The 25,433-nt window shown below is 44.5% G+C and carries 28 protein-coding genes and 1 riboswitch; of the genes, 27 read left to right on the top strand and 1 reads right to left on the bottom strand.

Features of this window, described 5'->3' with window-relative positions:
• Positions 1-11: 11 nt before the first annotated feature.
• The 5 genes from PCY71_RS05315 to PCY71_RS05295 are packed head-to-tail and all read left to right on the top strand — an operon-like array spanning position 12 to position 3,856.
• Positions 12-953, top strand: coding sequence for an ABC transporter permease (locus PCY71_RS05315; protein ID WP_048772484.1), 942 nt, complete (start codon positions 12-14; stop codon positions 951-953).
• On the top strand, positions 946-1,752 hold the full coding sequence (locus tag PCY71_RS05310) for an ABC transporter permease (RefSeq protein WP_048772486.1): 807 nt from the start codon (positions 946-948) through the stop codon (positions 1,750-1,752). The genes PCY71_RS05315 and PCY71_RS05310 overlap by 8 nt, the downstream gene beginning before the upstream one ends.
• Positions 1,740-2,531 carry an ABC transporter ATP-binding protein gene (locus tag PCY71_RS05305; RefSeq protein ID WP_048772489.1) on the top strand — a complete coding sequence of 264 codons (792 nt, stop codon included), beginning with the start codon at positions 1,740-1,742 and terminating at the stop codon, positions 2,529-2,531. The genes PCY71_RS05310 and PCY71_RS05305 overlap by 13 nt, the downstream gene beginning before the upstream one ends.
• Complete coding sequence (locus PCY71_RS05300; RefSeq protein WP_048772494.1) at positions 2,518-3,228, top strand: ABC transporter ATP-binding protein; 711 nt, start codon at positions 2,518-2,520, stop codon at positions 3,226-3,228. The genes PCY71_RS05305 and PCY71_RS05300 overlap by 14 nt, the downstream gene beginning before the upstream one ends.
• Before the next feature lie 52 nt (positions 3,229-3,280).
• Positions 3,281-3,856, top strand: coding sequence for a flavin reductase family protein (locus tag PCY71_RS05295; RefSeq protein WP_002901082.1), 576 nt, complete (start codon positions 3,281-3,283; stop codon positions 3,854-3,856).
• Positions 3,857-3,888: 32 nt separating this feature from the next.
• On the opposite strand, the gene queG is transcribed toward PCY71_RS05295, so the two are convergent.
• Positions 3,889-5,031 (bottom strand): tRNA epoxyqueuosine(34) reductase QueG, encoded by a 1,143-nt coding sequence (queG, locus tag PCY71_RS05290; protein ID WP_048772497.1) that lies wholly within the window; start codon positions 5,029-5,031, stop codon positions 3,889-3,891.
• Between the two features lie 189 nt (positions 5,032-5,220).
• Here queG and PCY71_RS05285 point away from each other — a divergent pair, with 189 nt between their 5' ends.
• The 22 genes from PCY71_RS05285 (at position 5,221) to PCY71_RS05180 (ending at position 25,428) form a co-directional block, all read left to right on the top strand.
• Positions 5,221-5,862 (top strand): hypothetical protein, encoded by a 642-nt coding sequence (locus PCY71_RS05285; protein ID WP_048772500.1) that lies wholly within the window; start codon positions 5,221-5,223, stop codon positions 5,860-5,862.
• Between the two features lie 305 nt (positions 5,863-6,167).
• On the top strand, positions 6,168-7,484 hold the full coding sequence (locus tag PCY71_RS05280; RefSeq protein ID WP_048772503.1) for a phosphoserine phosphatase: 1,317 nt from the start codon (positions 6,168-6,170) through the stop codon (positions 7,482-7,484).
• Between the two features lie 39 nt (positions 7,485-7,523).
• On the top strand, positions 7,524-7,958 hold the full coding sequence (locus PCY71_RS05275; RefSeq protein WP_072074901.1) for a EutP/PduV family microcompartment system protein: 435 nt from the start codon (positions 7,524-7,526) through the stop codon (positions 7,956-7,958).
• Positions 7,959-8,021: 63 nt separating this feature from the next.
• Positions 8,022-9,116 (top strand): threonine-phosphate decarboxylase CobD, encoded by a 1,095-nt coding sequence (gene cobD / locus PCY71_RS05270; RefSeq protein WP_048772512.1) that lies wholly within the window; start codon positions 8,022-8,024, stop codon positions 9,114-9,116.
• Positions 9,109-9,975, top strand: a complete 867-nt coding sequence (locus tag PCY71_RS05265; protein WP_048772515.1) for a kinase — start codon at positions 9,109-9,111, stop codon at positions 9,973-9,975. Before cobD ends, PCY71_RS05265 begins: the two co-directional genes overlap by 8 nt.
• A gap of 1 nt (position 9,976) precedes the next feature.
• Complete coding sequence (cobT, locus tag PCY71_RS05260; protein WP_048772519.1) at positions 9,977-11,044, top strand: nicotinate-nucleotide--dimethylbenzimidazole phosphoribosyltransferase; 1,068 nt, start codon at positions 9,977-9,979, stop codon at positions 11,042-11,044.
• Between the two features lie 12 nt (positions 11,045-11,056).
• Positions 11,057-11,656 (top strand): cob(I)yrinic acid a,c-diamide adenosyltransferase, encoded by a 600-nt coding sequence (locus PCY71_RS05255; protein ID WP_002896396.1) that lies wholly within the window; start codon positions 11,057-11,059, stop codon positions 11,654-11,656.
• Between the two features lie 260 nt (positions 11,657-11,916).
• Positions 11,917-12,065, bottom strand: a riboswitch (adenosylcobalamin (AdoCbl) riboswitch).
• Positions 12,066-12,375: 310 nt separating this feature from the next.
• A complete protein-coding gene (locus PCY71_RS05250) occupies positions 12,376-13,518 on the top strand; it encodes a 1-propanol dehydrogenase PduQ (protein WP_002896393.1) in 1,143 nt (380 codons plus the stop codon).
• A 96-nt stretch (positions 13,519-13,614) separates the two neighbouring features.
• Positions 13,615-13,959, top strand: coding sequence for a BMC domain-containing protein (locus tag PCY71_RS05245; RefSeq protein ID WP_002898216.1), 345 nt, complete (start codon positions 13,615-13,617; stop codon positions 13,957-13,959).
• A gap of 24 nt (positions 13,960-13,983) precedes the next feature.
• A complete protein-coding gene (locus tag PCY71_RS05240) occupies positions 13,984-14,559 on the top strand; it encodes an ANTAR domain-containing response regulator (protein WP_002910490.1) in 576 nt (191 codons plus the stop codon).
• Entirely contained in the window at positions 14,559-15,995 is a 1,437-nt protein-coding gene (locus PCY71_RS05235; protein WP_002910488.1) for a PAS domain-containing sensor histidine kinase, read from the top strand. The genes PCY71_RS05240 and PCY71_RS05235 overlap by 1 nt, the downstream gene beginning before the upstream one ends.
• Before the next feature lie 113 nt (positions 15,996-16,108).
• The gene (gene eutA, locus PCY71_RS05230) at positions 16,109-17,542 is read left to right on the top strand and encodes an ethanolamine ammonia-lyase reactivating factor EutA (RefSeq protein WP_002910486.1); all 1,434 of its coding nucleotides are present in this window, start codon (positions 16,109-16,111) and stop codon (positions 17,540-17,542) included.
• 31 nt (positions 17,543-17,573) lie between these two features.
• The gene (locus PCY71_RS05225; RefSeq protein ID WP_002903902.1) at positions 17,574-18,944 is read left to right on the top strand and encodes an ethanolamine ammonia-lyase subunit EutB; all 1,371 of its coding nucleotides are present in this window, start codon (positions 17,574-17,576) and stop codon (positions 18,942-18,944) included.
• 16 nt (positions 18,945-18,960) lie between these two features.
• Positions 18,961-19,881 carry an ethanolamine ammonia-lyase subunit EutC gene (gene eutC, locus PCY71_RS05220; RefSeq protein ID WP_002910482.1) on the top strand — a complete coding sequence of 307 codons (921 nt, stop codon included), beginning with the start codon at positions 18,961-18,963 and terminating at the stop codon, positions 19,879-19,881.
• A 15-nt stretch (positions 19,882-19,896) separates the two neighbouring features.
• On the top strand, positions 19,897-20,550 hold the full coding sequence (eutL, locus tag PCY71_RS05215; protein WP_009659835.1) for an ethanolamine utilization microcompartment protein EutL: 654 nt from the start codon (positions 19,897-19,899) through the stop codon (positions 20,548-20,550).
• Positions 20,551-20,565: 15 nt separating this feature from the next.
• Positions 20,566-21,129, top strand: a complete 564-nt coding sequence (locus tag PCY71_RS05210; RefSeq protein WP_002910480.1) for a BMC domain-containing protein — start codon at positions 20,566-20,568, stop codon at positions 21,127-21,129.
• Between the two features lie 6 nt (positions 21,130-21,135).
• Positions 21,136-22,614 carry an acetaldehyde dehydrogenase (acetylating) gene (locus tag PCY71_RS05205; RefSeq protein ID WP_002901059.1) on the top strand — a complete coding sequence of 493 codons (1,479 nt, stop codon included), beginning with the start codon at positions 21,136-21,138 and terminating at the stop codon, positions 22,612-22,614.
• Between the two features lie 34 nt (positions 22,615-22,648).
• Positions 22,649-22,930 carry a propanediol utilization microcompartment protein PduA gene (gene pduA / locus PCY71_RS05200; RefSeq protein WP_002910479.1) on the top strand — a complete coding sequence of 94 codons (282 nt, stop codon included), beginning with the start codon at positions 22,649-22,651 and terminating at the stop codon, positions 22,928-22,930.
• A 55-nt stretch (positions 22,931-22,985) separates the two neighbouring features.
• Positions 22,986-23,261 carry a propanediol utilization microcompartment protein PduA gene (gene pduA, locus PCY71_RS05195; RefSeq protein WP_002896373.1) on the top strand — a complete coding sequence of 92 codons (276 nt, stop codon included), beginning with the start codon at positions 22,986-22,988 and terminating at the stop codon, positions 23,259-23,261.
• Positions 23,262-23,457: 196 nt separating this feature from the next.
• Entirely contained in the window at positions 23,458-24,099 is a 642-nt protein-coding gene (locus PCY71_RS05190; protein WP_002910478.1) for a hypothetical protein, read from the top strand.
• 23 nt (positions 24,100-24,122) lie between these two features.
• Complete coding sequence (gene eutD, locus PCY71_RS05185) at positions 24,123-24,749, top strand: ethanolamine utilization phosphate acetyltransferase EutD (protein ID WP_002896361.1); 627 nt, start codon at positions 24,123-24,125, stop codon at positions 24,747-24,749.
• Positions 24,750-24,780: 31 nt separating this feature from the next.
• On the top strand, positions 24,781-25,428 hold the full coding sequence (locus tag PCY71_RS05180; protein ID WP_002910475.1) for an ethanolamine utilization protein: 648 nt from the start codon (positions 24,781-24,783) through the stop codon (positions 25,426-25,428).
• Positions 25,429-25,433 lie beyond the last annotated feature (5 nt).

Genomic DNA, 25,433 nt, shown 5'->3' with positions numbered 1-25,433 from the left:
TTTTAAGGACTATGAAAAAAGATTTATTTAAAACAATAGTTTCTCTCTTTGCTGCCCTCTTGATGATATCAGTATTGACCTTTCTCTTGGCCAAGCTATCCTCGGCGGATCAAGCAGAAAACTATTTAAGGGTATCTAAGATTCAAGTGACTCCTCAATCCTTGGAAAAAGCCAGAGAATATCTGGGACTCAATCAACCCTGGCCTCAGCAGTATCTAAGCTGGCTGACTAAGGCCCTTCGTGGAGATTTTGGGACGTCTTATCTATTAAAGGTTCCTGTCCTGCCCTTGGTGCTGGAGCGTTTCCAGTCAACTCTTTCTCTGGGATTGACTTCCTTTGCCCTCATTTTGCTTACGTCCATTCCTTTGGGAATTTTTAGTGCAGTCTACAAGGGTTCTATCTTTGATAAGGTCACTCGCTTTCTATCCTTTTCCAGCGTTTCTATGCCCAGCTTTTGGCTAGGTTATATGCTGATTGTAGTTTTTGCTGTTCAGCTCAGATGGCTGCCAGTTTCGGGCAAGCAGGATTTTAGCAGCTTGATTCTTCCCAGTCTGACCCTTAGTATGTCATTGATTGGCCAATATATCGCTTTGATTCGTAAGGCCGTGATAGAGCAGATGAAAAGTGTCCATGTTGAAAATGCCCTCCTGCGCGGAGTCAGCAAGTTCTTCCTGGTCAAAAATCATCTCTTGAGAAATTCCCTGCCAGCCATTGCGACAGGCCTGAGCCTGACCTTGGTCTATCTCCTGACAGGCTCCTTGATTGTTGAGGAAGTCTTCTCTTGGAATGGTGTCGGCTCCCTCTTTGTAGATGCTCTGCAGGCTGTGGATCTGCCGATTATTCAGTGCTGTATGCTTTTATTTGGCCTATTATTCTTGGGAAATAACGTTCTAACCCAGCAGCTGCCAGTTTGGATCGACCCTAGAGTCAGAAAAAGGAGGAGCAATGTCTAAGCGATTTATTTTTTCAAGTGTCATTTTGCTGGCTCTGCTCATCTGCGCTCTCTTTGCACCCTATCTATCTTCTTTTGATCCCCAGCACGTAGAGATTTCAAATAAACTGATGCCGCCTGATACTGTTCACCTGCTGGGAACCGATCAGCTAGGCAGAGACGTCTTGTCTCGTCTGCTTCACGGAGCCCGCTACTCCCTTTTCTTATCCCTGACCATCAGTCTGCTGGAAGTGGTTATCGGTGTGACAGTCGGTTTGCTGATTGGATGGTACCAAGGCAAGGCTGAAGCGACCTTCTTATGGTTTGCAAATGTTATTTCCGCCTTTCCTAGCTTCCTGCTCTCTTTAGCTACCGTTGGGATATTGGGACAGGGCATGACCAATATGATTCTAGCCATTGTTATCATAGAGTGGGTCTACTATGCAAGGGTGACGGCCAATCTGGTCAAGAGTGCCAAGGAGGAAGCCTATGTCATTTCTGCCCAGACCATGGGACTCTCCCAGTTCCATATCCTCAAAACCCATATCCTCCCCTTTATCTACAAGCCTATTTTGATTATTGTGCTGATGAATATCGGGAATATCATTCTTATGATTTCTGGCTTTTCTTTCTTGGGAATCGGTGTCCAGCCCAACATTACCGAGTGGGGCATGATGCTGCATGATGCTAGAAGCCATTTTCAAACGGCAACTTGGATGATGCTGGCGCCCGGATTGGCTATCTTTCTGACTGTGGTCGCCTTTAATCTATTTGCCGAATGCTTTGAAGAGAAAGGCTGGAAACAGATATGGAAAAAATAGCAGTAAAGAAACTGACAGCCCAGATTGAGGGAAAGACCCTACTGCAGGACATCAGCTTTGAAGTGGAGGCAGGGCAGTCTCTGCTCATTATCGGGGAGAGTGGTTCTGGTAAAACCCTCTTAACCAAGATATTGATTGGGCAGCTACCTTCATCCTTGAGCATGCAAGGAGAAGTTCACTACGGCACCATGACTTTGGAGCGAAATTCTCTCAAAGCTTGGCAGCATCTACGAGGCAGTCAAGTAGCCTATATGTCTCAAAATCCGATGGCTATGTTCAATCCCTTTCAGACCATTCAAAGTCATTTTTGGGAGACCCTGCGCAGCCATAGTAAGATTTCAAAAAGCGCTTGTCTAGCTAAGTCCGTGGCCTCCATGAAAGAGGTGCGGCTGGCTGAGCCGGAAGAACTGTTGAAAAAATATCCTTTTGAGCTCAGCGGCGGTATGCTGCAGCGGGTCATGCTGGCTATCTTGCTTTGCCTAGAGCCAGAGACCATCATTTTGGATGAGCCTACTTCGGCGCTGGATATCCACAATCGCGAGCAGATTATCCTCATCTTAAAAGAGCAGCTAGCTAAGGGAAAGACCCTCATCACAGTGACCCATGATTATCATTTGGCGCAGGAGCTGGGAGGCAAGATGCTTGTCATGTATCAGGGGACTATCATGGAGGAAGGGCCGGTATCCAAGCTCCTTGATAATCCTTCGCAACCCTATAGCCAAGACCTTATCTTAGGAAATCCATACGAACGGTTGGTGAGACAAGATGCTGGAATGTAGACATGTATTTAAAAAATTCGATGGAAAAATGGTAGTCAAAGACTGCGATTTCACTGTCAAGAAAGGTGAAATTATCGGCCTGATGGGCGAGAGTGGTAGCGGCAAGAGCACGCTGGCTAAATTGCTGATTGGTCTAGAAAAGCCCAGTCAAGGACAGGTCTTACTGGATGGCCAGCCCTACTCAGTCAAAAAGTCTGGGGTGAGAATTCTGCTGGTCTTTCAGGACTCGCTCCATTCAGTCAATCCACACTTTACAGTCGAGCAGGTCTTGACAGAGGCTCTGCCAAAAGATGTGGCTAGAGAAGAGATAGAAGCCATTCTAGAAGACGTCGGTCTGGATAAAAGCTATCTGACTCAGCCAGCGCGCCAGCTCAGTGGCGGCCAGCTCCAACGGATTTGCATCGCCCGTGGCCTGCTCTTAAAGCCAGATGTTCTCATCTTTGATGAGGCTCTGAGCGGTCTGGATCCCATTGTTCAGGGAAGGTTGTTACGCCTCTTATATGATTTGTGGGAGAAATATCAGCTGACCTATCTTTTCATCTCGCATGATTTCAAGCTGAGCTACGCTCTCTGCCATCGGATTTTGGTCATGGCAGACGGGGAAATCGTTGATGAGATAAAGGACTTTGAGCTTCCTATTCAAGCTCATCACCCCGTGACAAAAAAGTTGATAGGCGACAAGGGATATTTTAGCTGATGCATACCCCAGCCAGCTGATCTATTTTAAAATTAAAAATAAAGGAACATATATGAAACGTACTTTTGAAACGAGAAAACTTTACTTCGGCTTTCCGGTCTTCTTTTTAGGCTATAAGGACGATGTGCACGGTTATAATATTTCGACTTCAAGCTCGGTTTATTCCTTGGGCAGTATGATGGTTATTGCCATGCGTACCAAGGGAAATGCCATTACAGAGATTACCAAGCACCAGCAATTCACAGTCAATGTCCCAGAGAAGGATTTGACCAAAGAGTCTGAAATTGCTGGCTTCAACAGCCGCAAGGACAAGTTTGCCCTGACCGGTCTTAGCTATACAATTGGCGAGACGGTGGATGCTCCGCTGGTAGACCAATGCCCTGTATCCATTGAGTGTCAGGTGCTGGATATGGTCGAATGCGGTGCCTTGACCAATGTCATCGCCCGTGTCACTCGGCGTGTGGTAGATGAGGACTTGATTGATGAGAATGACGCTTTCCGCAGTGACCGCTTTTCTCCTATCAGCTACATGGGAGATGGCGATGGACGGCTTTACCGCTATTTCAGCGACGAGTCAGTCAAGATGGGATCCATTATCAAAGAAATCCGCAAACAAGAAGAAAAATAAAGAAACCGCTGAGATATTTACGTCTCAGCGGTTTAGTTTTCTATCACTAGTTTTTCTTTTAGGCCAAATTTCTCTAGAAAACGGTCTTGCTCTTCTTGGATTTGCGGTGTTGGATTTTTGATGCCCATGACCAGTTCTATCATTTCTGGATGTACCTCACGCGCCAGCTGACCCAGAGCCCAGATAGCTGTAGCGACATGAATCGGATTTTGCCCCTTGTCGATAATTTCCAGCATTTTGGGAATGGCAGAGCGATCATTGGCATTTGCCAGAGCTATAATGGCATTGCGCTGCAGGATGTTTTTCCCCCGCCAGCTGCCGGCCACATGACCGAATTTCTCCTTAAACTGACCGTTGGAAAGCTCCAAGAAAGGCAGGAGCTCGGGATGAGAAAGGTCGGGGTCAATTTCTGTTGCCAGAGGATTATCCAATCCTTTATTGTAAGGGCAGCAGATTTGGCAGATATCACAGCCATAGATGACCGTCTTAATCTTCTTGCGAAATTCCAGATCCATGACGCCCTTGTCCTGAGTCTGAAAGGACAGACAGCGCTTGGCATTCATGCTGCCGTCACCAATTAAGCAGGAAGTGGGACAGGCTGTCACACAGCGGTTGCAGTCTCCGCAGCCGTAGTCGACAGGCTGATCAGGCTCGATGTCCAGATTGGTAATGAGCTCTCCCAAAAACATATAGGAGCCAAATTCCTTGGAGATGACCAAGCCGTTCTTGCCGATAAAGCCGATTCCTGCTCTTTGGGCTACAGCGGTATCGACCAAGGCGCCCGTGTCCACCATGCCCTTGTACTCAAAGTCGGCAGTCAGTGCTTCAATTCCTCGGGCCAGTCTGTCCAGCTTGTCCTGCAGGACATAGTGGTAGTCTAGCCCCCAGCTGTTAGGGGTGAATTTCCCTCGCTTGTAGGAGGTCTTCTGAGGCTGCTGCTTGAGCTTGTGGGGGTAGGCGACGGCGATAGAGATGATGGTCTTGGCTGAGTCCAGACTCAGCTTGGGCTTGATTCGCTCCTCGATGTTTTTATGCTCAAATCCTGAATTTCGCCCTTCTTCTACAGCCAAACGCAGCGACTTCTCCAGATAGTCAAAATCATCTGCTGTCGTAAAGCCAATCTTAGAAATCCCAATTTCTTTTGCTAAGTTAATAATTTCTTCTTTGATGTTCATCCTTACTATTATAACGGAAAAATGCCAACTTGGCGAATGATTGAGAAAGACATCTATACTTTATAGATATACCAATATTTTATACGACTTCCTAATTCTATAGCCTGTATGATATAATGAAATGTGGAATTTTTTTATAGAAAGTTCCGCAAAGTTTAGGGATTTTTTTAAATAAATGGGAGTTATAATATGAAAAAGAGATATTATGAATTTTTGAATGTTCTTGTTACGGATTGTAATCCAATCAGAAACTTAGATTTTTATAAGGCTGGTCTAATTGAGTTATTTTTTATCTCGCTGGTATCTATCGTTTCGATTTTCTTGCGTGGTGAGATGCATGAGCGGAGCATGATGGTCATGCAGTTTACTATTGGGCACATCGCTATCTTGTTGCTAGCCTTCTTATTGTTCCAAAAGTTTTTTGATACCAAGGTGCTGCAGGTCGTTCCGACCAGCTCTTACCTATTTCTTCATTTTGAATTGCTCTTTTGGGGTTCCATCTTTTTTGGTGAGAACTACTTAGCATTTTTTATGATTTTTATCATACTCAGCTTGTCTTATCAGCTGATCAATTTGCTCTATCAGATGGTAATCGTTTCAAAATTGAGATATTTTGAACAGAAACAAAAGATCAATATTTTGCAGATTCATGCCATCGTCCTGTGCTGCCTGTCAGCAGCAGTAGCAGTCATCACTCGCTTGTTTATGCTGTCAGGAATCTATATGATTATTGCCTTGGTAGGCTTGAGCATCGCATTGACGCCCTTGTATCTATTGGGCTATGCACAAGTTTTCACAGGCTGGAGAAATCAAGTGCCTGAAAAATGGTAGAATTGAAGGGGGATTATCTGTCTAGTCTTGAATACGTTTGGTTTCCTCTAACACGTTGATTGAGAAGATTAGAGTAAATGCATTTTAATCAGTAAGGTAGAGAAATAATTTTCTCTGCCTTTATTTTTTTACAAATTTGAAAGCGCTTTATTGACAAAGTCAATCAGATAGTTTATAATATAATAACAGTATAGAAAATGGCAAGGAAGCCTGATTTGATCGCAATGAAGCGAGTGTTTCAGAATCAAAGGGGTTTTCTATGCCATTTTTTTGCGCACTATTATTTTTTATGGAGGATTGTTTCTATGCGGACAAAAGGAATTGTGCTGCTTTGTAGTTTGGCTTTGCTTCTGGGAGCTTGTCAAGCGGGGAATAATAAGACGACGACGGAGTCATCCTCGGCTAAGACAGAGACAACGGATAAGGACAAGGCTAAGACTTTGGATAAGGGCGTTTGGGAAGACAAGCTTTATGCCCGCCTGACTAAGCTCATCAAGGAGAATGGGAACACCAGCTCTAGCTATGATAAAAATAAAAAGCCTTATGCCGTCTTTGACTGGGACAATACGACAGTCATTAATGACATCGGTGAAGCAACCTTTACCTATCAAATTGAAAATCTGGCCTTCAAGATGACGCCAGAAGAATTTGACCAAGCAGTGCGGACCAATATACCGAGCGACGATTTCGTTGAGGATTACCATAACAAAGATGGTGAGCCAGTAAACATTGACAAGATTGCAGCTGACTTGCTTTCTGACTACACGGTTATTTACAATAGCTATAAGGGAATGCAAGGAGACAAGTCTCTGGAAGAAGTCAAAAAGACTGACGAATACCAAGACTTTGCTTCTAAACTCCGCTATCTTTACGAAGCGATTGGTGACACCTTCAGTTCGGATATTAGCTATCCATGGGTGACCTACCTCTATGCAGGTATGACTTCTGAAGAAGTTCAAGCCCTATCTGAAAAGTCTATTGACCAGGCTCTTGAGGACAAGCTGACTTCTGAAACTTGGGAAAGTCCTGAAGGCTTGAAAGGTGAGTCAGGCCAAATCACTGTGACCTTCAAGCGCGGTGTTCGCTCAGTCAAGGAAATGCAAAATCTCTACAAGACTCTGATGGCTAACGGCATTGATGTCTATATCTGCTCAGCGTCTTATATTGATGTGATTATCCCTTATGCTAGCAATTCTAAGTATGGCTACAATATTCCTAAAGAAAATGTCACTGCTATGCGCCTGAAAAAGGATGATAAGGGTGTGATTCAGCCGGAATACGATACCAACTATGCTCAGACTCAAGGTGAGGGCAAGACAGAAACCATCAAGAAGCTGATTGCAGTCAATCATGACAATCAAGAACCAATCCTGATTGCCGGCGATAGTAATGGCGACTATGCTATGCTCAAGGACTTCCCTAAACTGCAAATGGGTATCATCTTCAATCTTCTGAGAGATCCTAGCAAGGGAATCGGTCTTTTGCAAACTAAGGCAATTGAAACTTACGGTCAGGAAGATGCCCTTTACTATCTGCAAGGCCGCGATGAAAATAAAGGTGTACTGCTCAATGGCAGGGAAACTATCAAACTAGATAGTAAGGAAGCCCAGCTCAGCAAATAGCGGGCAGTCCCCTGTCATAGAGAGGAATGGATGCAAGATATGAAAAAAATCATGTTTGTCGGTCCGGTCGGAGTGGGTAAGACCACTCTGACTCAGCGACTAAAGGGTTTGGAGCTGACCTACTATAAGACTCAGGCGGTTGAGTTTCATGATACCATCATTGATACTCCTGGAGAATTTCTCCAGCATCGTAGGTATTATAATGCCTTGAACGTGACGGGTGCAGATGCCGATGTGATTGGTCTCTTGGTCGCAGCTTCCAATCAGATGCAGACCTTTCCTCAGGGCTTTTCCTCCCTCTTCAATCAAGAAGTGATTGGTATTGTCACCAAGATCGATATGGCTGATAAGGAAGAGCAGATTGAAAAAGCACGGCGGCAGCTGAAAGCGGCTGGAGCCAAGGAAATCTTTGAAATATCAGCGACGGAAAATGAAGGAATTGACCGTCTCCAGGCCTATTTGGAGGCAGACTAGGGACGAGAAGCCGAATATGGTATACTAGATTCTAACAAGGAAACGAGGAAGGGATATCTATTTATGAAAGTAGAGCACGGAGGAAATGCGGCAGCTTTGGCTGAGGAATTTGGTTTTTCTCTAGAAGACTGTCTGGATTTCAGTGCCAATATCAATCCTTTGGGGATTTCTCAAAAGCTGAGGGCTTGTCTGACCGAGTCCATTGATTGGCTGATTCATTATCCAGACATCAGCTATAGCCACTCCAGAGAGCTTTTGGCACATCATCATGGCCTAGAAAAGGACAATGTCCTGCTGGCAAATGGTGCGGTAGAAGTCTTTTATGAGCTGGCCCGCTTCCTGCGTCCAAAAACAGTCCTGACTCTGAGCCCTACTTTCATGGAATATGAAAAAGCCTTCTTGCAAGTGCAGGCCAAGGTGGAGCGCTTTAGCCTCCCTTCCCCATCCTATGAGTGGAATCTAGCTGACATGTTGCCAGCCTTGGATTCACTGACTGCAGGAGACGCTGTACTCATATGCAATCCTAATAATCCGACGGGTACCTTGATTCGGCGTATTGAGCTAGAAAAGCTGGCTGAGGACCTGCAGGAGCGGCAAATCTTTTTGATACTGGATGAGGCTTTTATGGACTTTCTGGACGATGAGGAGGACTATAGCTTCGTCTCACGTCTGGCCACCTATCCAAATGCAGTAGTGGTGCGGTCTCTGACCAAGTTTTATGCTATTCCTGGTCTGAGATTGGGCTATGCTCTTAGCTGTCATCCGACTTGCTTTGAAGAGATAGAGGGGAGCCGCGCTCCTTGGTCGGTCAATGCTATGGCTGATCAGGCCCTGCCTGTCCTTTTGGAAGATCTGGCCTATCATCAAGCTACCAAGCAGTGGCTTCGAGTAGAAAGGGATTTCCTTTTCCAAGGGCTGACTTCTTTTTCACAGCTTCGACCGGTCAAGCCTAGTGTCAACTATATCTTCTTTGAATATTTAGGTCGGCAGGCCCTGCGTCAGGAGCTTCGGCAGAGAAAGATTTTTATCCGTTCCTGTCAAAATTATCATGATCTGACAGAACGGCATTACCGCATAGCCATCCGCAGCCATCAGGAGAATGAACAACTTCTGGCTTGTCTAACAGAGGTCTTGGCGAAAGAGGTTCCTTATGACTAAGGTAATGGTTTCCTGTCCAGGTTCTTGCGGTGAATTATTTCAAGGTTTAGTAGGAGAGCAGGAGGTCCTGCTCTCCTATGGGATTGAGAAGCGCAGTCGAGTTAGATTGGATGGAGCTTCGTCTCTCGCAAGGCGAGCCCAAGGTGAAAAGGTAAGGCGAGCTTTGGAGCTCCTGCCTGAGTCCAATGTTTTCTCTTTTGTTCAGGAGTCAGACCTGCCTATCAGCAAGGGCTATTCTAGCAGCACAGCTGATATGATTAGCTGCCTGCAAGCAGCTGCTCTGGGACAAAAGCAGCCTCTAAGAGCCGCAGATTTGACTCGTCTCTGTGCCAAGATTGAGCCTACTGACTCGGTGGCTTTTGCGGACTGGACAGTCATTAATCCCCTGACTGGTCAAGTGGTCTGGCAGACAGACTGGCGACCGGAGCTCTATGTCTATATCTTGGAGCCTGTGGAGATGGTGACAACTCTTGACTTGGTTCGGATGAAGGACAGTCCTAGCTATCCGGCTGAGGAGTCTAAGTGTTTGCTTCCTCTCTTTCAGGAGGCTTGTCAGGAGAAGTGTTTGGAAAAACTTGGCCATTTAGCGAGCTATAGTGCTTTGTTGAACAACCAACGGCTGCCCAAACCCTATCTGAAAGAATTACTGGCTTTGGTAAAAAAATACCAGTGTTTAGGCCTCAATGTTGCCCATAGTGGTACATTGGTTGGTCTGCTGCTGAGCAGGGAACAGCTAGAAGTCTTGCCTAAGCTAGAAGCTGAACTAGCTCGCTCAGCCAGTGGGGCTTATTATCAGAATCGGACCTTGAGCAGGATTATTTTTGAAGGGGTGCAGCCGGTCAGGGAGGAGATAGACTAGTTTGAAAGACTTAGAAAAAATTATTGAACAGATTCTTCCGATAGATAAAGACAAGCTTCAAGAAGGGCAGAGCTACTGTGATCGGCTAGGAAAGCCGCCAGGCTCCTTAGGAAAGCTAGAGACCATCTATGCTCGCTTGCATGCCATGTTTCCTGGTCCCATTGATTTGGAGAAGAAGATTGTCCTTGTCTACGTAGCGGATAATGGCATCGTGGCTGAAGGCGTTTCAGCCAATCCTCAGGAAACGACCTATACTGTTGCTCGTAATATTCTAGCAGGGAAGTCAGGCCTGTGCGCTATTTCCAAACATGCAGGTTCAGACATCTGCCTGGTAGACATTGGCTGCAAGAAGGATATCTTTGAGGAAAATAAGGACAAGGTTTGTCATGGGACGCGTAATATGCTCCAGGAGCCGGCCATGACCCGTGAGCAGGCCATAGCGGCAATTCTAGTCGGCTACAAGAAGACAGAGGCCTTGATCAAAGACGGCTATCGTCTCTTTGGAACTGGAGAAATGGGGATTGGCAACACCACCACTTCAGCTGCTGTCATTGCTGCAGTTCTCGGTCTCAAAGCAGAAGACGTCACAGGCTATGGAGCTGGTCTGACTCAGGATATGAAGGCTCATAAAACTGTCGTTATCCAGCAGTGTTTGGATTGCCACGCTCCTTATGGAGATATTCTGGATCTGACCGCTAAGCTTGGTGGGCTAGATATGCTGGCGATGGCAGGCACTCATCTCGCCTGTGCCCACTATCAGCTGCCATGTGTAGTGGACGGTCTTATCTCTCTAACGGGGCTTCTGATTGCCCATCAGCTGACCCCTCATGTCTTGGACTATAGCTTTGCTTCCCATGCTTCGACGGAGCCTGCTTACAGACTGGTCAGTGACTTTCTAGGACTTGAGCCCATGCTTTTGCTGGACATGCGACTGGGTGAAGGCTCGGGCTGTCCTTTGGCTTTCTTTCTGCTGGAAAATGCTGTTTATACCATGGAGCACATGCCAACCTTTGCAGAAGGCAGTTTGAAAGAAGAAGATTATGTTGATATTCGCAAAAATGTGACTTAAAGGAGGAAAAATATGCAACTCTATACAAAAACAGGTGACAAGGGCTTGACCAAGCTAGTTGGCGGCCAAAGTGTCGCCAAGGATGCAGAACGAGTTAATGCTTACGGAACCATTGATGAGCTTAACTCTTGGATTGGTTATACCATTACCAAGCTAGACAAGGATGATAAGCTGAGAGATGAGCTGCTCCAGCTGCAGCATTATCTCTTTGACTGTGGTTCAGACCTCTCTACACCAAAGGGAGTTTATCCCTATAAAGTTGATCAGCAGCTAATTGACTGGATTGAGGAGAGGATTGATACCTACGCAGAAATTCCACCGGCTCTGGAAAGGTTTATCCTACCAGGCGGTGACGAGATTGCTTCCATGATTCATGTGGCTCGGACCATTGCAAGACGGGCAGAGCGTCATATCGTAGGGGCTATGTGGACTACGGAAATTAACAATAATGTCCTGATTTTTGTCAATCGTCTATCAGATTATTTCTTTGCCTTGGCTCGAGTAATCAACTTTACTAAAAACCAAGAAGACATCGCCTATGAAAGAGGTGCCAAGGTCTTCCACAATATCACCAAGGCGGATGTTGAGCGTTGGGCAAGCAAGCGCCAGTGACAAAAAGAAACAGAAAAAGTTCTGTCTTTCCAAATTGACTCTTACTGAGTCTTGGAAAGACAGAACTTATTTTGATCTTCTAAAAAAGAAAGCCGCCTATACATCGTTGTATCTTCATGCTAAGCTTCGTTGATTAGCACTAGCTTTCCAATTATTGACTCTGCTCCTTTGCAGAAAGACAAGTGAAACCTCATCTTTAGAAAATTAACGTACTTAAACGTAGAGTCAATAATGGAAACTAAGCTAAAATGTTTGTTCCAAACTGACATCACTACCTTACATCGAGGCATGAAATCTACTAAAATTTAAGAATAAAGACCTGACTTAAAGCTGAAAAGCTTATCACAGTGGCGGGACCGCGCTGGATTTGCACCAGACTTCCATATCCTTAAAAGTACTAAAATCAATTTCCTAGTAACTAGATTGTAACACCTTTCACAGGTAATTACAAGGAAAATGAACTAAATTTTAATAAAAATTTAATCCTTTAAATAAGCTTGCCTTTGCTGTGAGATTCGGCAGTAAAAATTTCTTATATTAATGACTTTTTCATTGCCTTGAAAGCGCTTTTGTGTTATAATTCAATATAGTACAAAGGGGTACTGAAGATAAATAAGCAATGAAGCTATATGAAAATGCTGTGACGTGTGTAGGGGAGCAGTCTTATTTTCATATAGTTTCTTTTTGTTTAAAAATAGATACAACAGAAAGGAGAAAAGATGTATAAGATTTCCTATAAGACTGAATTGCATGTGGGCAAGGGCGCTCTGCAGCAATTAAGCCATTATAAAAACGAGCATATTTTAGTCGTTGCCGATCCTTTTTTGAAGACATCTGGCACGCTGGATGCTATTTTAGCCAACTTTGATGACAGCAATGATATTGTTGTTTTCACAGATATTGTGCCTGATCCGCCAATCGAAACAGTTGTGGCTGGTATCAAGAGTGCAGGAGACAAACCAATCAGCATTGTGCTTTCTATTGGTGGCGGCTCTGCCATTGATGCTTCCAAGGCTATGTATTATTTTGCCAAGAAGCAGGGTGCCTTCTCAGAGGCTATTCTCATCGCCATTCCTACAACAAGCGGAACTGGATCTGAAGTAACGTCCTTTTCTGTCATCACGGATGCAGAGAGAGGTACCAAATATCCTTTAGTGACCAAAGAAATCCTTCCGGATGTTGCGATCTTAGATGCGGATTTGGTTCTGTCACTTCCTGGTAACATCACGGCTGACACTGGAATGGATGTACTGACCCATGCCATTGAAGCTTATGTATCGACCAAGGCTACGGACTTCTCTGATGCCTTGGCTGAAAAGGCAATTAAGCTGGTCTTTGAATACCTGCCTAAAGCCTACAAAAATGGTCAGGATGTAGAAGCGCGTGAAAAGATGCATGCAGCATCCACTCTGGCAGGTATGGCCTTTAATACAGCTTCTTTGGGTATCAATCACAGTCTGGCACATGCGGCAGGCGCTAAGTTCCATGTGCCTCATGGTCGTTTAAACAGTATTTTAATGCCCCATGTCATTCAATATAATGCTGGTATCGAATTCAACAATCGGAACCGGCAGGCGACAGACAAGACTGTAGCAAGCCGCTATCAGGATATTGCCAAACTACTGGGATGCAGTGCTTCAAGCCCTGTGTCAGGAGTGAGACAGCTGGTTGAAGCTATCAAGAAACTGCAAAGAAAGCTGGAGATGCCAACTTCTCTAAGAGAATATGGTGTGAAAGCAGATGCTTTTGCTCAGTACAAGGTAGAAATTTCAGAAGCTGCTCTGCATGATGGTTGTACTCCGACTAACCCTCGCGTCCCTACGGCAGAAGAGCTGCTTAAAGTATTAGAGAAAGCGTTTTAATCCTCTGAATTGCTGTTATGCCAAAATTATTGTATAATGATTAAGAGCATGCAGTACACTTCTGAACGTTTAAAATCATGAAGAAGGTTTACTAAATTGGAAGAAAAACAAAGAATGATACAGGAATACGTTCCTGGGAAACAAGTGACCTTGGCGCACCTTATCGCAAATCCTGATGAAGTCATTTTTGAAAAATTGGGATTGCAGGCAGAAATCAAGGATGCGATTGGAATCTTGACGATCACTCCGAGTGAAGCGGCTATCATTGCGGTTGATATTGCGACCAAGGCTGCGGATGTTCAAGTTGGTTTTGTGGATCGTTTCAGCGGCTCTGTCGTGATGACAGGTGACGTTTCTTCTGTTGAGGCAGCTCTCATTGCCGTTTTACAAGGTCTGGAAGAGATTTTAGGCTTCTCCAGCACTGTCGTAACGCGGACATAAAAAATCAAACTGTCGAGGGGAAGTATGAAAGGCAGAATACTAATTGTTGATGATGATCCAATTGTAAGATTAGATATCCGAAATATATTAGAGGCAGCTGATTATGAAGTGGTGGCTGAGGCATCCGATGGCTTTGAGGCTATTGATTTGTGTCAGAAATATCGTTGTGACTTGGTCATGATGGACATCAAGCTTCCGCTTCTGGATGGCCTGACAGCGGGTAAGAAGATACTCGAAGACGCTTTAGCTTACAGTGTGATTCTACTGTCAGCCTACAGCGATGAACACTATGTTCAAAAAGCTAAAACCAATGGGATTAGTGCTTACTTGGTTAAACCTTTGGATGCCAAGTCCTTGATTCCAATGGTAGAGATCTGCATTGAGAAGGGCCGCCAGCTTCAGCAGATGTCCAATGAAATGGTCAAGCTGTCTAAAAAAATAGACGATCGGATTGTGATTGAAAAGGCTAAAGGCTTGCTGATGGCTCGTGATCATTTGTCAGAGCCAGAAGCTTTCAAGCGCATTCGGACAATTAGTATGCAAAAGAGAGTGCCGATGATTGAGATTGCCAAATTGCTGGTGCTCCAAGATGATGTGTAATGATGTATAAAGATAAGATAAAGCAGCTTTGTCAGGAACAGACAAATTTGGATGAGGCTGATATCGAGCATCTTGTCCAACAGGCTGACGAATTATTGAAAAACTCAGCTTATGCTAATGAAGATGTCTTCATTGACGTAAAGAATATCTTTTCGGAACATGCCATTGTCATCTTTCACAAAAAACCGGAAAGCAAGCTCAGCTTGTACGAAAACTCGGTCGTAGGTGCTATGGCTTACCTGGAAAATGAGCCAGGTGTTATCCGGACCTTGGAGACGGGCGCTCCCTCGATTGGGCTTTCGGCCAGATCGCAGGAGGGCTTAGCCATCCACCAGACGGTCTTTCCGATAGTGAGAGAAGAGCGCGTCATCGGAACGCTGATTATCGAAAAAAATGCTCCTCAGACTTTACCGGACCACTTTTCTTTAGATAAAGAGGACGGCGGTTTTGGGTTGCGGAGCACTCCTGAGATTTCAGCTCAAGAGCAGTTTGTTTTATTTGATCATATAGACGAAGCTTGTCTGGTCTTTGACCGGCAGGGCTATCTCAAGTATTTCAATCAAGCAGCTGCCGACTCTTATCGCCATAAGCTGGGCTATATGGACTCGATTGAGGGAATGCACTACAGCAATCTGGTCTTAGACAGTCTGACTTTTGAAGAAATCCAGCAACTGGTACCGCAAGCCCCTCAAGAAAAACCTCACCAAGTTGAGGTACATTATGGCACTTATTGCTTTTTGGTCAAACGCTATCTGCTGGCTGAGAGTGAAAATGTGGTCATGATTTGTAAGGATATTACAGATATCAAGGAAAAGGAAGCGCAGCTCTTAACCCATACAACTACCATTCGTGAAATGAACCATCGGGTAAAGAATAACTTGCAAACCGTTGTTTCCTTGCTGCGACTACAGGCTCAGCAAAGTCCAGGAGCAGACACCAAAAAAGCTCTTAATGACAGTATGAATCGTGTGCTCTCCATAGCGGCGACTCACGAGCTCCTGTCTTCTCAGCAGGATGACAGCATTCAGATTGAGCATCTGCTGAAGAGAGTTATCGAAAATGTTCAGCGTTGTTTTTCCGGGCATAGGGAAATAACCCTTACCTATAGTCTGGAACCGGAACTCTGTCTTGATAGCAGCCGGGCCACTTCACTGGCGCTAATCGTCAATGAATTACTGCAGAACAGCTATGAACATGCTTTTAAGGACAAAAAAAATCAAGAAAAACCGCAAATCCGTTTGCAGGTTGGACTTAAAAATGATATAATAACTTTAAAAGTACTGGATAATGGTAGCGGTTACAATCAAGAGCACACCTTTGAAAATCATCTAGGCCTGCTCTTGGTGGAACGCTTTGTCCAAGGAAAATTGTTTGGAACCTTGTCTATCCACTCAGACCATGAGGGAACGGCAACGACCATTCGTTTTAAAAAATAAATACTACCAGACTAACAATGATGTCAGTCGAAAAAAGCAATGACGCTTGAAGAATGTAAATGAACTCCGTTTGTTTGCATTGCTTTGAGCGTCTTTTTTTGGAGGTTTTTAGTATGTCAGATAAAATTTTGAGTGTGGGGCTCGATATCGGGACAGCCACTACACAGCTGATCTTGTCAGAGCTTACCATCGAGAATATTGCTTCTGTGTTTACTATTCCTCGTGTCTATATTACAGATAAAAAAGTTCTTTATAAAAGTGAAATTATCTTCACACCAATTTCGGATCAACTTTTGATCGAGGTGGATAAGATCAAAAACTTTGTCCTGAATGAGTATGCGAAAGCAGGCATTCAGAAAAAAGATATTCAGATGGGGGCAGTCATCATTACCGGTGAGACGGCTCGCAAGGAAAATGCCAGTCAGGTGCTTCAAGCACTGAGTGGCTATGCTGGTGACTTTGTCGTTGCGACGGCTGGTCCAGACCTTGAGAGTATCATCGCTGGTAAAGGGGCCTGCAGCCATCAGTATTCTCAAGAGCATCATACATCAGTCGTCAATATTGATATTGGTGGGGGGACTTCCAATCTGGCAGTTTTCCGAGAAGGAGATGTGATTGATACAGGGTGTTTTGATATCGGAGGTCGGCTGATAAAGATGGATCCGCAGACCCAGCGGATTAGCTATATTGCTCCAAAACTGCAGACTATCATTGCAGAGCAGGGACTTCAGCTGGCAGTTGGTGAAACGGTCCATCGGGCTGATTTGGATCGGCTGATTCAAGAAATGGTCTCCGTATTAGAACAGTCTGTAGGAATTGACAATCACAGTCCTTACTATGAGCTTCTACAGACCAACCACGGTCTCAAGTTGAACTATGATCTCCACTGCGTATCTTTCTCTGGTGGTGTAGCTGATGGAATATACTTGGAAACGACCTCGGCGGATGATTTCCGCTATGGGGATATCGGTATCCTGCTTGGCAGGGCGCTGAGAAAATCCAAGATTTTTGATCAAAAGAAAGTCATCCAGTCAGCTGAGACCATCCGGGCAACCGTTGTTGGAGCGGGCAGCCATACGACCGATGTCAGCGGCAGCACCATTACCTACATCTCTGATATCCTTCCTATTAAGAACATTCCAGTTCTCAAGCTGGCAGCTTCTGATGAGCATGAGGACAAGGAGGGGCTGCAGCAGATTATCAGGGACAAGGTGGCCTGGTTCACACTGGAAAATGAAGTCCAGCAGGTGGCTTTGGCAATCAATGGAGAAAAAAGCCCAAGCTTCGCCCGGGTTTTGGAATACGCAGAGGCTATTGTCAAGGGAATGAGAGAAAGCATTGAAAAGAAAATTCCGTTGCTAGTGGTGGTCAGAGAAGATATGGCCAAGGTTCTAGGTCAGTGTCTCTTTGCTCAGCTACCTAAGGATTATCCATTTGTCTGCATTGACTCAGTGGATGTTCAAAATGGCGACTATATCGATATTGGTAATCCAGTCATTGAGGGCTCGGTCTTACCGATTGTCGTGAAAACATTGGTGTTTAATTAAACTTTTATTTACACAAAGGAGGAAGTAATCCATGATTTTGAAAACAAAATTGTTTGGTCGGCTTTACGAATTTAAATCCGTAAAAGAAGTGCTGGCCAAAGCCAATGAGTACAAATCCGGGGATCAGCTAGCCGGAGTAGCAGCAGAATCTGCTGAAGAGCGTGTCGCTGCTAAGGTTGTACTAGCTCAGCTAAAACTGTCTGATTTGTTCAATAATCCGGTAGTGCCTTATGAAGAAGATGAGGTAACACGGATTATCATTGACGACGTCAATCTTCGTACTTACGAAAAGATCAAGAATTGGACAGTAGAAGAGCTGCGTGAATGGATCTTGGATAACAAGACTAAGAACGTAGATATTCAGTGGCTGTCTCGTGGGTTGACTTCTGAAATGGTAGCAGCGGTGGCTAAGTTGATGACCAACTTGGACTTGATTGTAGCTGCCAATAAGATTGTCATTACCAAACATGCCAATACAACGATTGGTATGCCGGGAACATTCTCTTCTCGTCTTCAACCAAACCATACCACAGATGATCCAGATGGTATCATGGCTTCTACTATGGAAGGTTTTGCTTATGGATGTGGGGATGCTCTCTTAGGATTGAACCCAGTAGATGACTCAGTAGAAAGTACCAAACGGGTCTTGCATAAGTTTAACGACTTCATCGAAGAGTACAAGATTCCAACTCAGCACTGTGTGCTAGCTCACGTTACTACTCAGATTGAAGCCATGAATCAAGGTGCTCCGACAGGATTGGTCTTCCAATCTATCGCTGGATCTGAAAAAGGAAATGAAGCCTTTGGTTTTGATGCTAAAATCATTCAAGAAGCTTGGGATACAGCTCTGAAAGTGGGAACAGCTGCTGGACCGAATGTCATGTACTTTGAAACAGGTCAAGGTTCTGAACTTTCATCTGATGCTCACCATGGAGCAGACCAAGTGACTATGGAAGCTCGTTGTTATGGTTTCGCTAAACGCTTCGATCCATTCTTGGTAAATACCGTTGTTGGATTCATCGGACCTGAGTATCTCTATGATTCTAAGCAGGTTATCCGTGCTGGTTTGGAAGACCACTTCATGGGCAAACTGACTGGTATCTCAATGGGTTGTGATATCTGCTACACTAACCACATGAAGGCTGACCAAAACGACGCTGAAAATCTCTTGGTTCTTCTCGGAGCAGCTAATGTTAACTACATCATGGCGATTCCTCATGGTGACGATATCATGCTTAACTATCAAACAACTGGTTACCATGAAACAGCAACCATGCGTTCACTTCTCAATAAACGTCCGATCAAGGAATTTGAAGAGTGGATGGAAAAAATGGGCTTGATGGAAGATGGTCACCTGACAGAAATCGGCGGAGACGGCTCCATCTTTATGAAATCAAATTAGCAAGGAGGAAATCATTGTGGATGAATTGCAATTAAAAGAAATGATTCGCTCATTGTTAAATGAGATGGGCGGCGACTCAGCTGTTAAAGAAACAGCAGCGACTGACCAGAACAAAGCAGAAAAACCTGTGGTTTCTCTGCAGGAAGAAGTCAAACAAGATACTTCAGTGATTGAAGATGGCATCATTCCGGACATAACAGAAGTAGATATTCAGGAACAGTTCTTGGTTCCGAATGCCATCAATGAAGAAGCCTACCGAAAGATTAAGAAATTTACTCCGGCACGTCTGGGCTTATGGCGGGCAGGCGATCGCTACAAGACACAAAGTGTTTTGCGTTTCCGTGCAGACCATGCGGCAGCTCAGGATGCGGTCTTCTCCTATGTATCAGATGACTTTGTCAAGGAAATGGGCTTCATTCCTGTACAGACCAAGGCAGCAACTAAGGATGAGTACTTGACACGTCCAGATTTTGGCCGGGTCTTCCCTGAAGATCAGCAGGCGATTATCAAGGAAAAATGCAAACCTAATGCCAAAGTTCAGATTGTCGTTGGTGATGGTCTTAGCTCATCAGCTATCGAGGCTAACGTCAAAGACTTCCTGCCAGCTCTGAAGCAAGGTCTGAAAATGTTCGGACTGGACTTTGGTGAAGTACTCTTTATCAAGCATGCTCGGGTTGCAGCTATGGACCAAATCGCAGAGCTGACTGGTGCAGAAGTTATCTGTATGCTGGTTGGTGAGCGTCCAGGTCTGGTAACAGCTGAGTCTATGAGTGCTTATCTGGCTTACAAGCCAACAGTTGGTATGCCAGAAGCGAAACGGACCGTTGTTTCCAATATTCATAAAGGCGGAACACCAGCCGTTGAAGCTGGAGCCTATGTAGCAGAAATCATTAAGAAGATTCTTGATAATAAGAAATCAGGAATTGATTTGAAATAATAGGAGGTAGTGGCTTTGAAAAATGATCGATTAGGTGCAAATGTATTAAGTGCCCTTCTGATTTCAAACGTGGATGCAGGTTTGGCAGCTTCTTTGGAGCTTAAACCACATCACAGAAGCCTGGGAATTATCACTTCTGACTGTGATGATGTCACTTATGTAGCCTTGGATGAAGCAACCAAGGCAGCAGATGTAGAAGTGGTCTATGCTCGCAGTATGTATGCTGGTGCAGGCAACGCTTCAACTAAGCTGGCTGGTGAAGTCATCGGTATCTTGGCTGGTCCAAACCCAGAAGAAGTTCGCAGCGGTCTGGATGTAGCAGTCTATGAAATCGAAAATGGGGCTAGCTTCTACAGTGCCAATGATGATGACAGTATTCCTTATTTTGCTCATTGTATCTCTCGTGCAGGTTCTTACCTGTCAGAGGGGGCTAATGCAGAAGAAGGAACAGCGATTGCTTACTTGATTGCTCCACCGGGTGAAGCTATGGTGGCACTGGATGCGGCTTTGAAAGCGGCTGATGTGCAGGTTGGAGCCTTCTACGGACCACCAAGTGAAACCAACTTTGCCGGCGGACTTCTGGTCGGATCACAGTCAGCATGCCGAGCTGCCTGCGACGCATTTGCGAATGCAGTTATCGCAGTAGCAAATGATCCTAAAAGTTATTGATTAGGAGTTGATTAAATGGCAGATAGAGCACTAGGTTTAATTGAAGTAAAAGGTTATCTAGGTGCTGTAGTTGCGGCAGATGCGGCTTTGAAGGCTGCCAATGTATCATTGCTTAATATTGAAACGGTCAAAGCTGGTTTGAATACGGTTCAATTAATAGGCGATGTCAGTGCAGTCCGCTCAGCGGTTGATGCAGCAGTTGAGTTGGTACAGGATAAACCTTACTATCTGGCCAGCCATGTAATTTCTAGGTTGGATAACCAGACAGACCTTCTCTTTGTACCAAAGAGAAACAGTAAAACAGCTAAAAAAGAGATTGCTTCTACGGCGGAAACAATCCCTTCAGAAAAAATCGAAGAAAAGCCTCAGCCTGTAAAGGAAACTAAGGCTGAACCAGCAGAGAAGCTTGAAGGAGAGACAAGGACCTACACCAGAGAAGAACTGGAAAAACTAAAAGTCGTCGAACTACGCAGCCTTGCCTATCATCAAGAAGGTATCCGTCTCAGCAAGAAAGAAATCAAATTTGCCAACAAGAAACTTCTCGTTGAGACTTTGATGGAAACAATAGGAGAGGAGTAATTGCGGATGTTTTTAGAAGATAAAGATTTGGTATCGATTCAGGAAGTAAGGAATTTGATTCGGGATGCAAAGAAAGCCCAAGCAGAACTTGCTAAAATGAGCCAAGAGCAAATTGATACCATTGTAAAAGTAGTAGCGAAAGCTTGTTATGATGAGCGTGAACGCCTAGCTAAAATGGCGGCTCAGGAAACAGGCTTTGGCCGCTGGGAAGACAAGGTATTGAAAAATGCTCTTGCTTCCAAAGGTATTCTTGAAGAAATCAAGGATATGAAAACGGTTGGGGTTCTCAGCGAAGACAAGGAAAAGAAAGTCTTGGAAGTTGGGGTTCCAGTAGGTGTCATTGCTGGCTTGATTCCATCAACCAACCCGACCTCAACGGTTATGTATAAGGCTTTGATTGCTTTGAAGGCAGGAAACAGTATCGTCTTCTCTCCTCACCCAAATGCTCTTAAGTGTATTGAGGAAACGGTAGAAATCATCAAGAAAGCTGCTAAGTCAGCTGGCTGTCCGGATGGAGCCATCAGTGCGATTCATCGGGTATCCATCGCAGCTACAAATGAGTTGATGCGGCACAAGGATACAAATCTGATTTTGGCGACTGGTGGGAATGCCATGGTCAAAGCAGCTTACTCATCTGGTACACCAGCAATCGGTGTAGGTCCTGGTAATGGTCCAGCCTTCATCGAAAGAACAGCAGATGTGCCAAAAGCAGTTCGTCAGATTTTGGATTCTAAAACCTTTGACAATGGTGTGATTTGTGCATCTGAGCAGTCTATCATCGTTGAAGAAGATATGAAGGAAAAGGTTGTAGCAGAATTCAAGAAACAAGGTGCTTACTTTGTTCCAGCTGAAGATGCTAAGAAACTAGGCTCCTTCATTATCCAGCCGAGTGGTGCGATGAATCCGAAGATGGTTGGTAAAACACCGCAAGTGATTGCTGAGTTAGCTGGTATTTCAGTTCCAGCTGATGCTCGGGTCTTGATTGCAGAAGAAACTGGCGTCGGTAAGCAGTATCCATATTCTATGGAAAAACTGGCTCCAGTCTTAGGTTTCTACACTGTCAAGGACTGGTTGGAAGCTTGTGAGCTGAGTATTAAGATCTTGCATCATGAAGGTGCAGGCCACACTCTTGCTATCCACAGTCAAAATGAAGAAATTATTCGTGAATTTGCACTGAAAAAACCAGTATCTCGTCTGCTGATCAATACGCCAGCAGCCCTAGGTGGTGTCGGTGCAACGACTGGTCTCTTCCCAGCCTTTACTTTGGGTTGTGGAGCTGTGGGTGGCAGCGCAACATCTGATAATGTCAGCCCGCTCAATCTCTTTAATATCCGTCGTGTAGCTTACGGTACATCAGAACTGTCAGACCTGCGACAAGCAGAAAATATGGCAGTGGAAGAACCAAAAGCAGTAGCAGTTGACGGATCAAACGAAGAAGAACTGGTAACCTTGTTGGTTCAACGTGTATTGGAAAAACTAAAATAGTCAATATTAAACATTATAATTGGAGGATACAATCATGGCAAACGCAAATGCATTAGGAATGGTAGAAACAAAAGGACTTGTCGGCGCAATCGAAGCAGCTGATGCAATGGTCAAAGCCGCTAACGTAACTTTAGTTGGTAAAGAACAAGTCGGCGCTGGATTGGTAACAGTCTTGGTTCGTGGTGATGTCGGTGCAGTCAAAGCAGCGACAGATGCTGGAGCAGCTGCAGCTGAAAACGTTGGTGAATTGATTTCAGTTCACGTAATCCCACGTCCACATGCTGAAGTGGAAGTAATCTTGCCTCATCAAGAATAAGATTACAGACTTTCGGATAAAATTAAAAACAAGAAAATAATTGGAGGAAATAAACATGGCAAACGCAAATGCATTAGGAATGGTAGAAACAAAAGGACTCGTCGGCGCAATCGAAGCAGCTGATGCAATGGTCAAAGCCGCTAACGTAACTTTGATTGGTAAAGAACAAGTCGGTGCTGGTTTGGTAACTGTAATGGTTCGTGGAGATGTCGGCGCAGTCAAAGCTGCAACAGATGCTGGAGCAGCTGCAGCTGAAAACGTTGGTGAATTGATTTCAGTTCACGTAATTCCACGTCCACATGCTGAAGTGGAAGTTATTCTGCCCAAATAATATGGGACAGATAAATATTTGCTGAAAGGGCCTGTATTGTAGTGTTCAGGCTTGATACAGGCCTCTGATGCAAATAGAATACTCAGTGAAAATGAAGCTTATGGGCAGCAGCTCGATACTAGACAGAAATGTTGATTTTCGGAGAGTATCAGATTGATTTTCACAGAGTATCAACGGAGTAGAAGGATGTGAATACATGTCAGTTTTTACAGAAGCTAAGATTAGAAAGCTTTATAGAGAATCCGTTCTCGCTGATAACGGTGTCTTTGAATTAAACAAAGATGAAAAACTGACGCCAGCAGCCAGAGGTTTTCTCAATGATCACCATATTCGAATTATTTCTTCAGGTCAGACCAAAGGGAAACCAGCCTCAGCTGTTGATGCTATCAGGGTACCGATTACAAACCTTGAGGACTCTGCTGTGTATCCACGACTATTTAGACTGACTAAACTTTATACTTGCTTTTTGAAGAACCAGAGAGAGTTGCATCAGGCTTTTCAGGATGAAAAGTGTGAGCAAGTTGGCCAACTATTGAACATAGTAGAACAAATCGTCGGCCATCATATTCTGGATGATATTTCTGATTACCAGACAGACCTGCCTAGCAATGCAGAATTGCAGGCCATTCGGGTCAGTCGACAGCTCGATCAAGAGACGGTTATGATGAGTTACCAAGAACCGACTTGGCAGCTGAATTGCTATGAAACATATATCGAAACGACCCTCCTGCGCAAAGAATTGGAGCAGGCTGCTGATGGTGACAGAGATCAATTTGCTTGTAAGGTTTCTCAATTATTAAAATCAATTGAAGTCTTGCTCTGGTTGATAGCAAGCTAATAACAAGAGAAAGAAGAACAGCAATGACTTTAGAAAATTTGGTAAATAAAGTAATTGATAAAGTTCAGGAAGAATTGCAGGGGTCATTTGAGGTAGAAGCGAGCGGACGTCATGTCCATTTGAGTCAGGAAGATTTGGAAGCCTTGTTTGGTCCCAACTATCAATTAACAAAAGCAAAAGACCTATCACAGCCAGGCCAGTTCGCTAGTCAAGAAAGGCTGACAGTTGTCGGTCCAAAAGGCGCTTTTCACAATGTGGTTATTCTGGGACCTGTTCGCAAACATTCTCAGGTAGAAGTTTCTCTGACCGACTGTTTGCAGCTGGGCACCAAGGCTCCCATTCGCGAAAGCGGCGATATCGAAGGAACACCGGGCGTCATTTTGGCTCATGGAGACAAGGCAGTTTGTCTGGATAAGGGCCTGATTGTAGCTAAGCGTCATGTTCATATGACACCGGAAGATGCTGAACGTCTGAATGTAAAAAATCATGAGATTGTACAAGTCAGAGTAGAAGGTGCTCGTCCGCTGATATTTGATGATGTAGTCATCCGTGTTAGTCCTAAATTTGCGACTTATATGCATATTGACTACGATGAAGCTAATGCCTGTGGTTTCAAAAAAGGAACACGCGGACGGATTATTAAAAAATAAGTCGTATGAGCAAATAAAAGGTAGGTAAAGAATGGAAAATCTAGATCATTTAGTAGATTTGATTACAGACCGCCTGATGGAAAAGTTGAAGAAAAAGCCTCAGAAACCTTCAGTATACGTCATTGGAGGCGATAAGATTCCTGACTTATTAGAAGGGGAAGGCTTTCAAGTTGTAAAAGATTCTTGCACAGCAGAGATTGTTGTTGTTGAGTCACTTGGTTTTGATGCTTTTCTAAGACTCTCATCCCTTTGCCCTTTAGCGGTGGAGGAAGCAGTCATTTTAAAGAGTCTTTTGAAAGGCAAAAAAGTCCTCGTATCAGACAACGCCTTTGCTATTCAACAGTACAAGCAATCTTCTAAAGTGTACTTGTATCAGGAACTGCAGGGACAGCGAGAAAAGCTTATTCGCTACGGTCTGCAATTTTATAAAGAAGGCCAACTCTTAGCACTCCTAGAAAGCGATCAGGCTGAAGAGCCTCGCCCGGAAGTGAAACGGGCGGTGGCAGAAGAAGTCAGCCAGAAGACTAAGGCGCCAGGCAAGCCAGTTTTGCTGACAGAGAAGAGGCTGAGAGAGATGGGCTTACCTGAAAGCGGAAGCTTTAAAATAGAAAAAGGAATGATTGTGACAGCCTTGGCGAGAGATTATCTAAAACGTCAAAAAATAGAAATCATAGAATAAAGGAG

It is taken from the genome of Streptococcus sp. SN3 (genome assembly GCF_030439905.1).
This window is presented reverse-complemented; position numbering and strand designations above follow the sequence as displayed.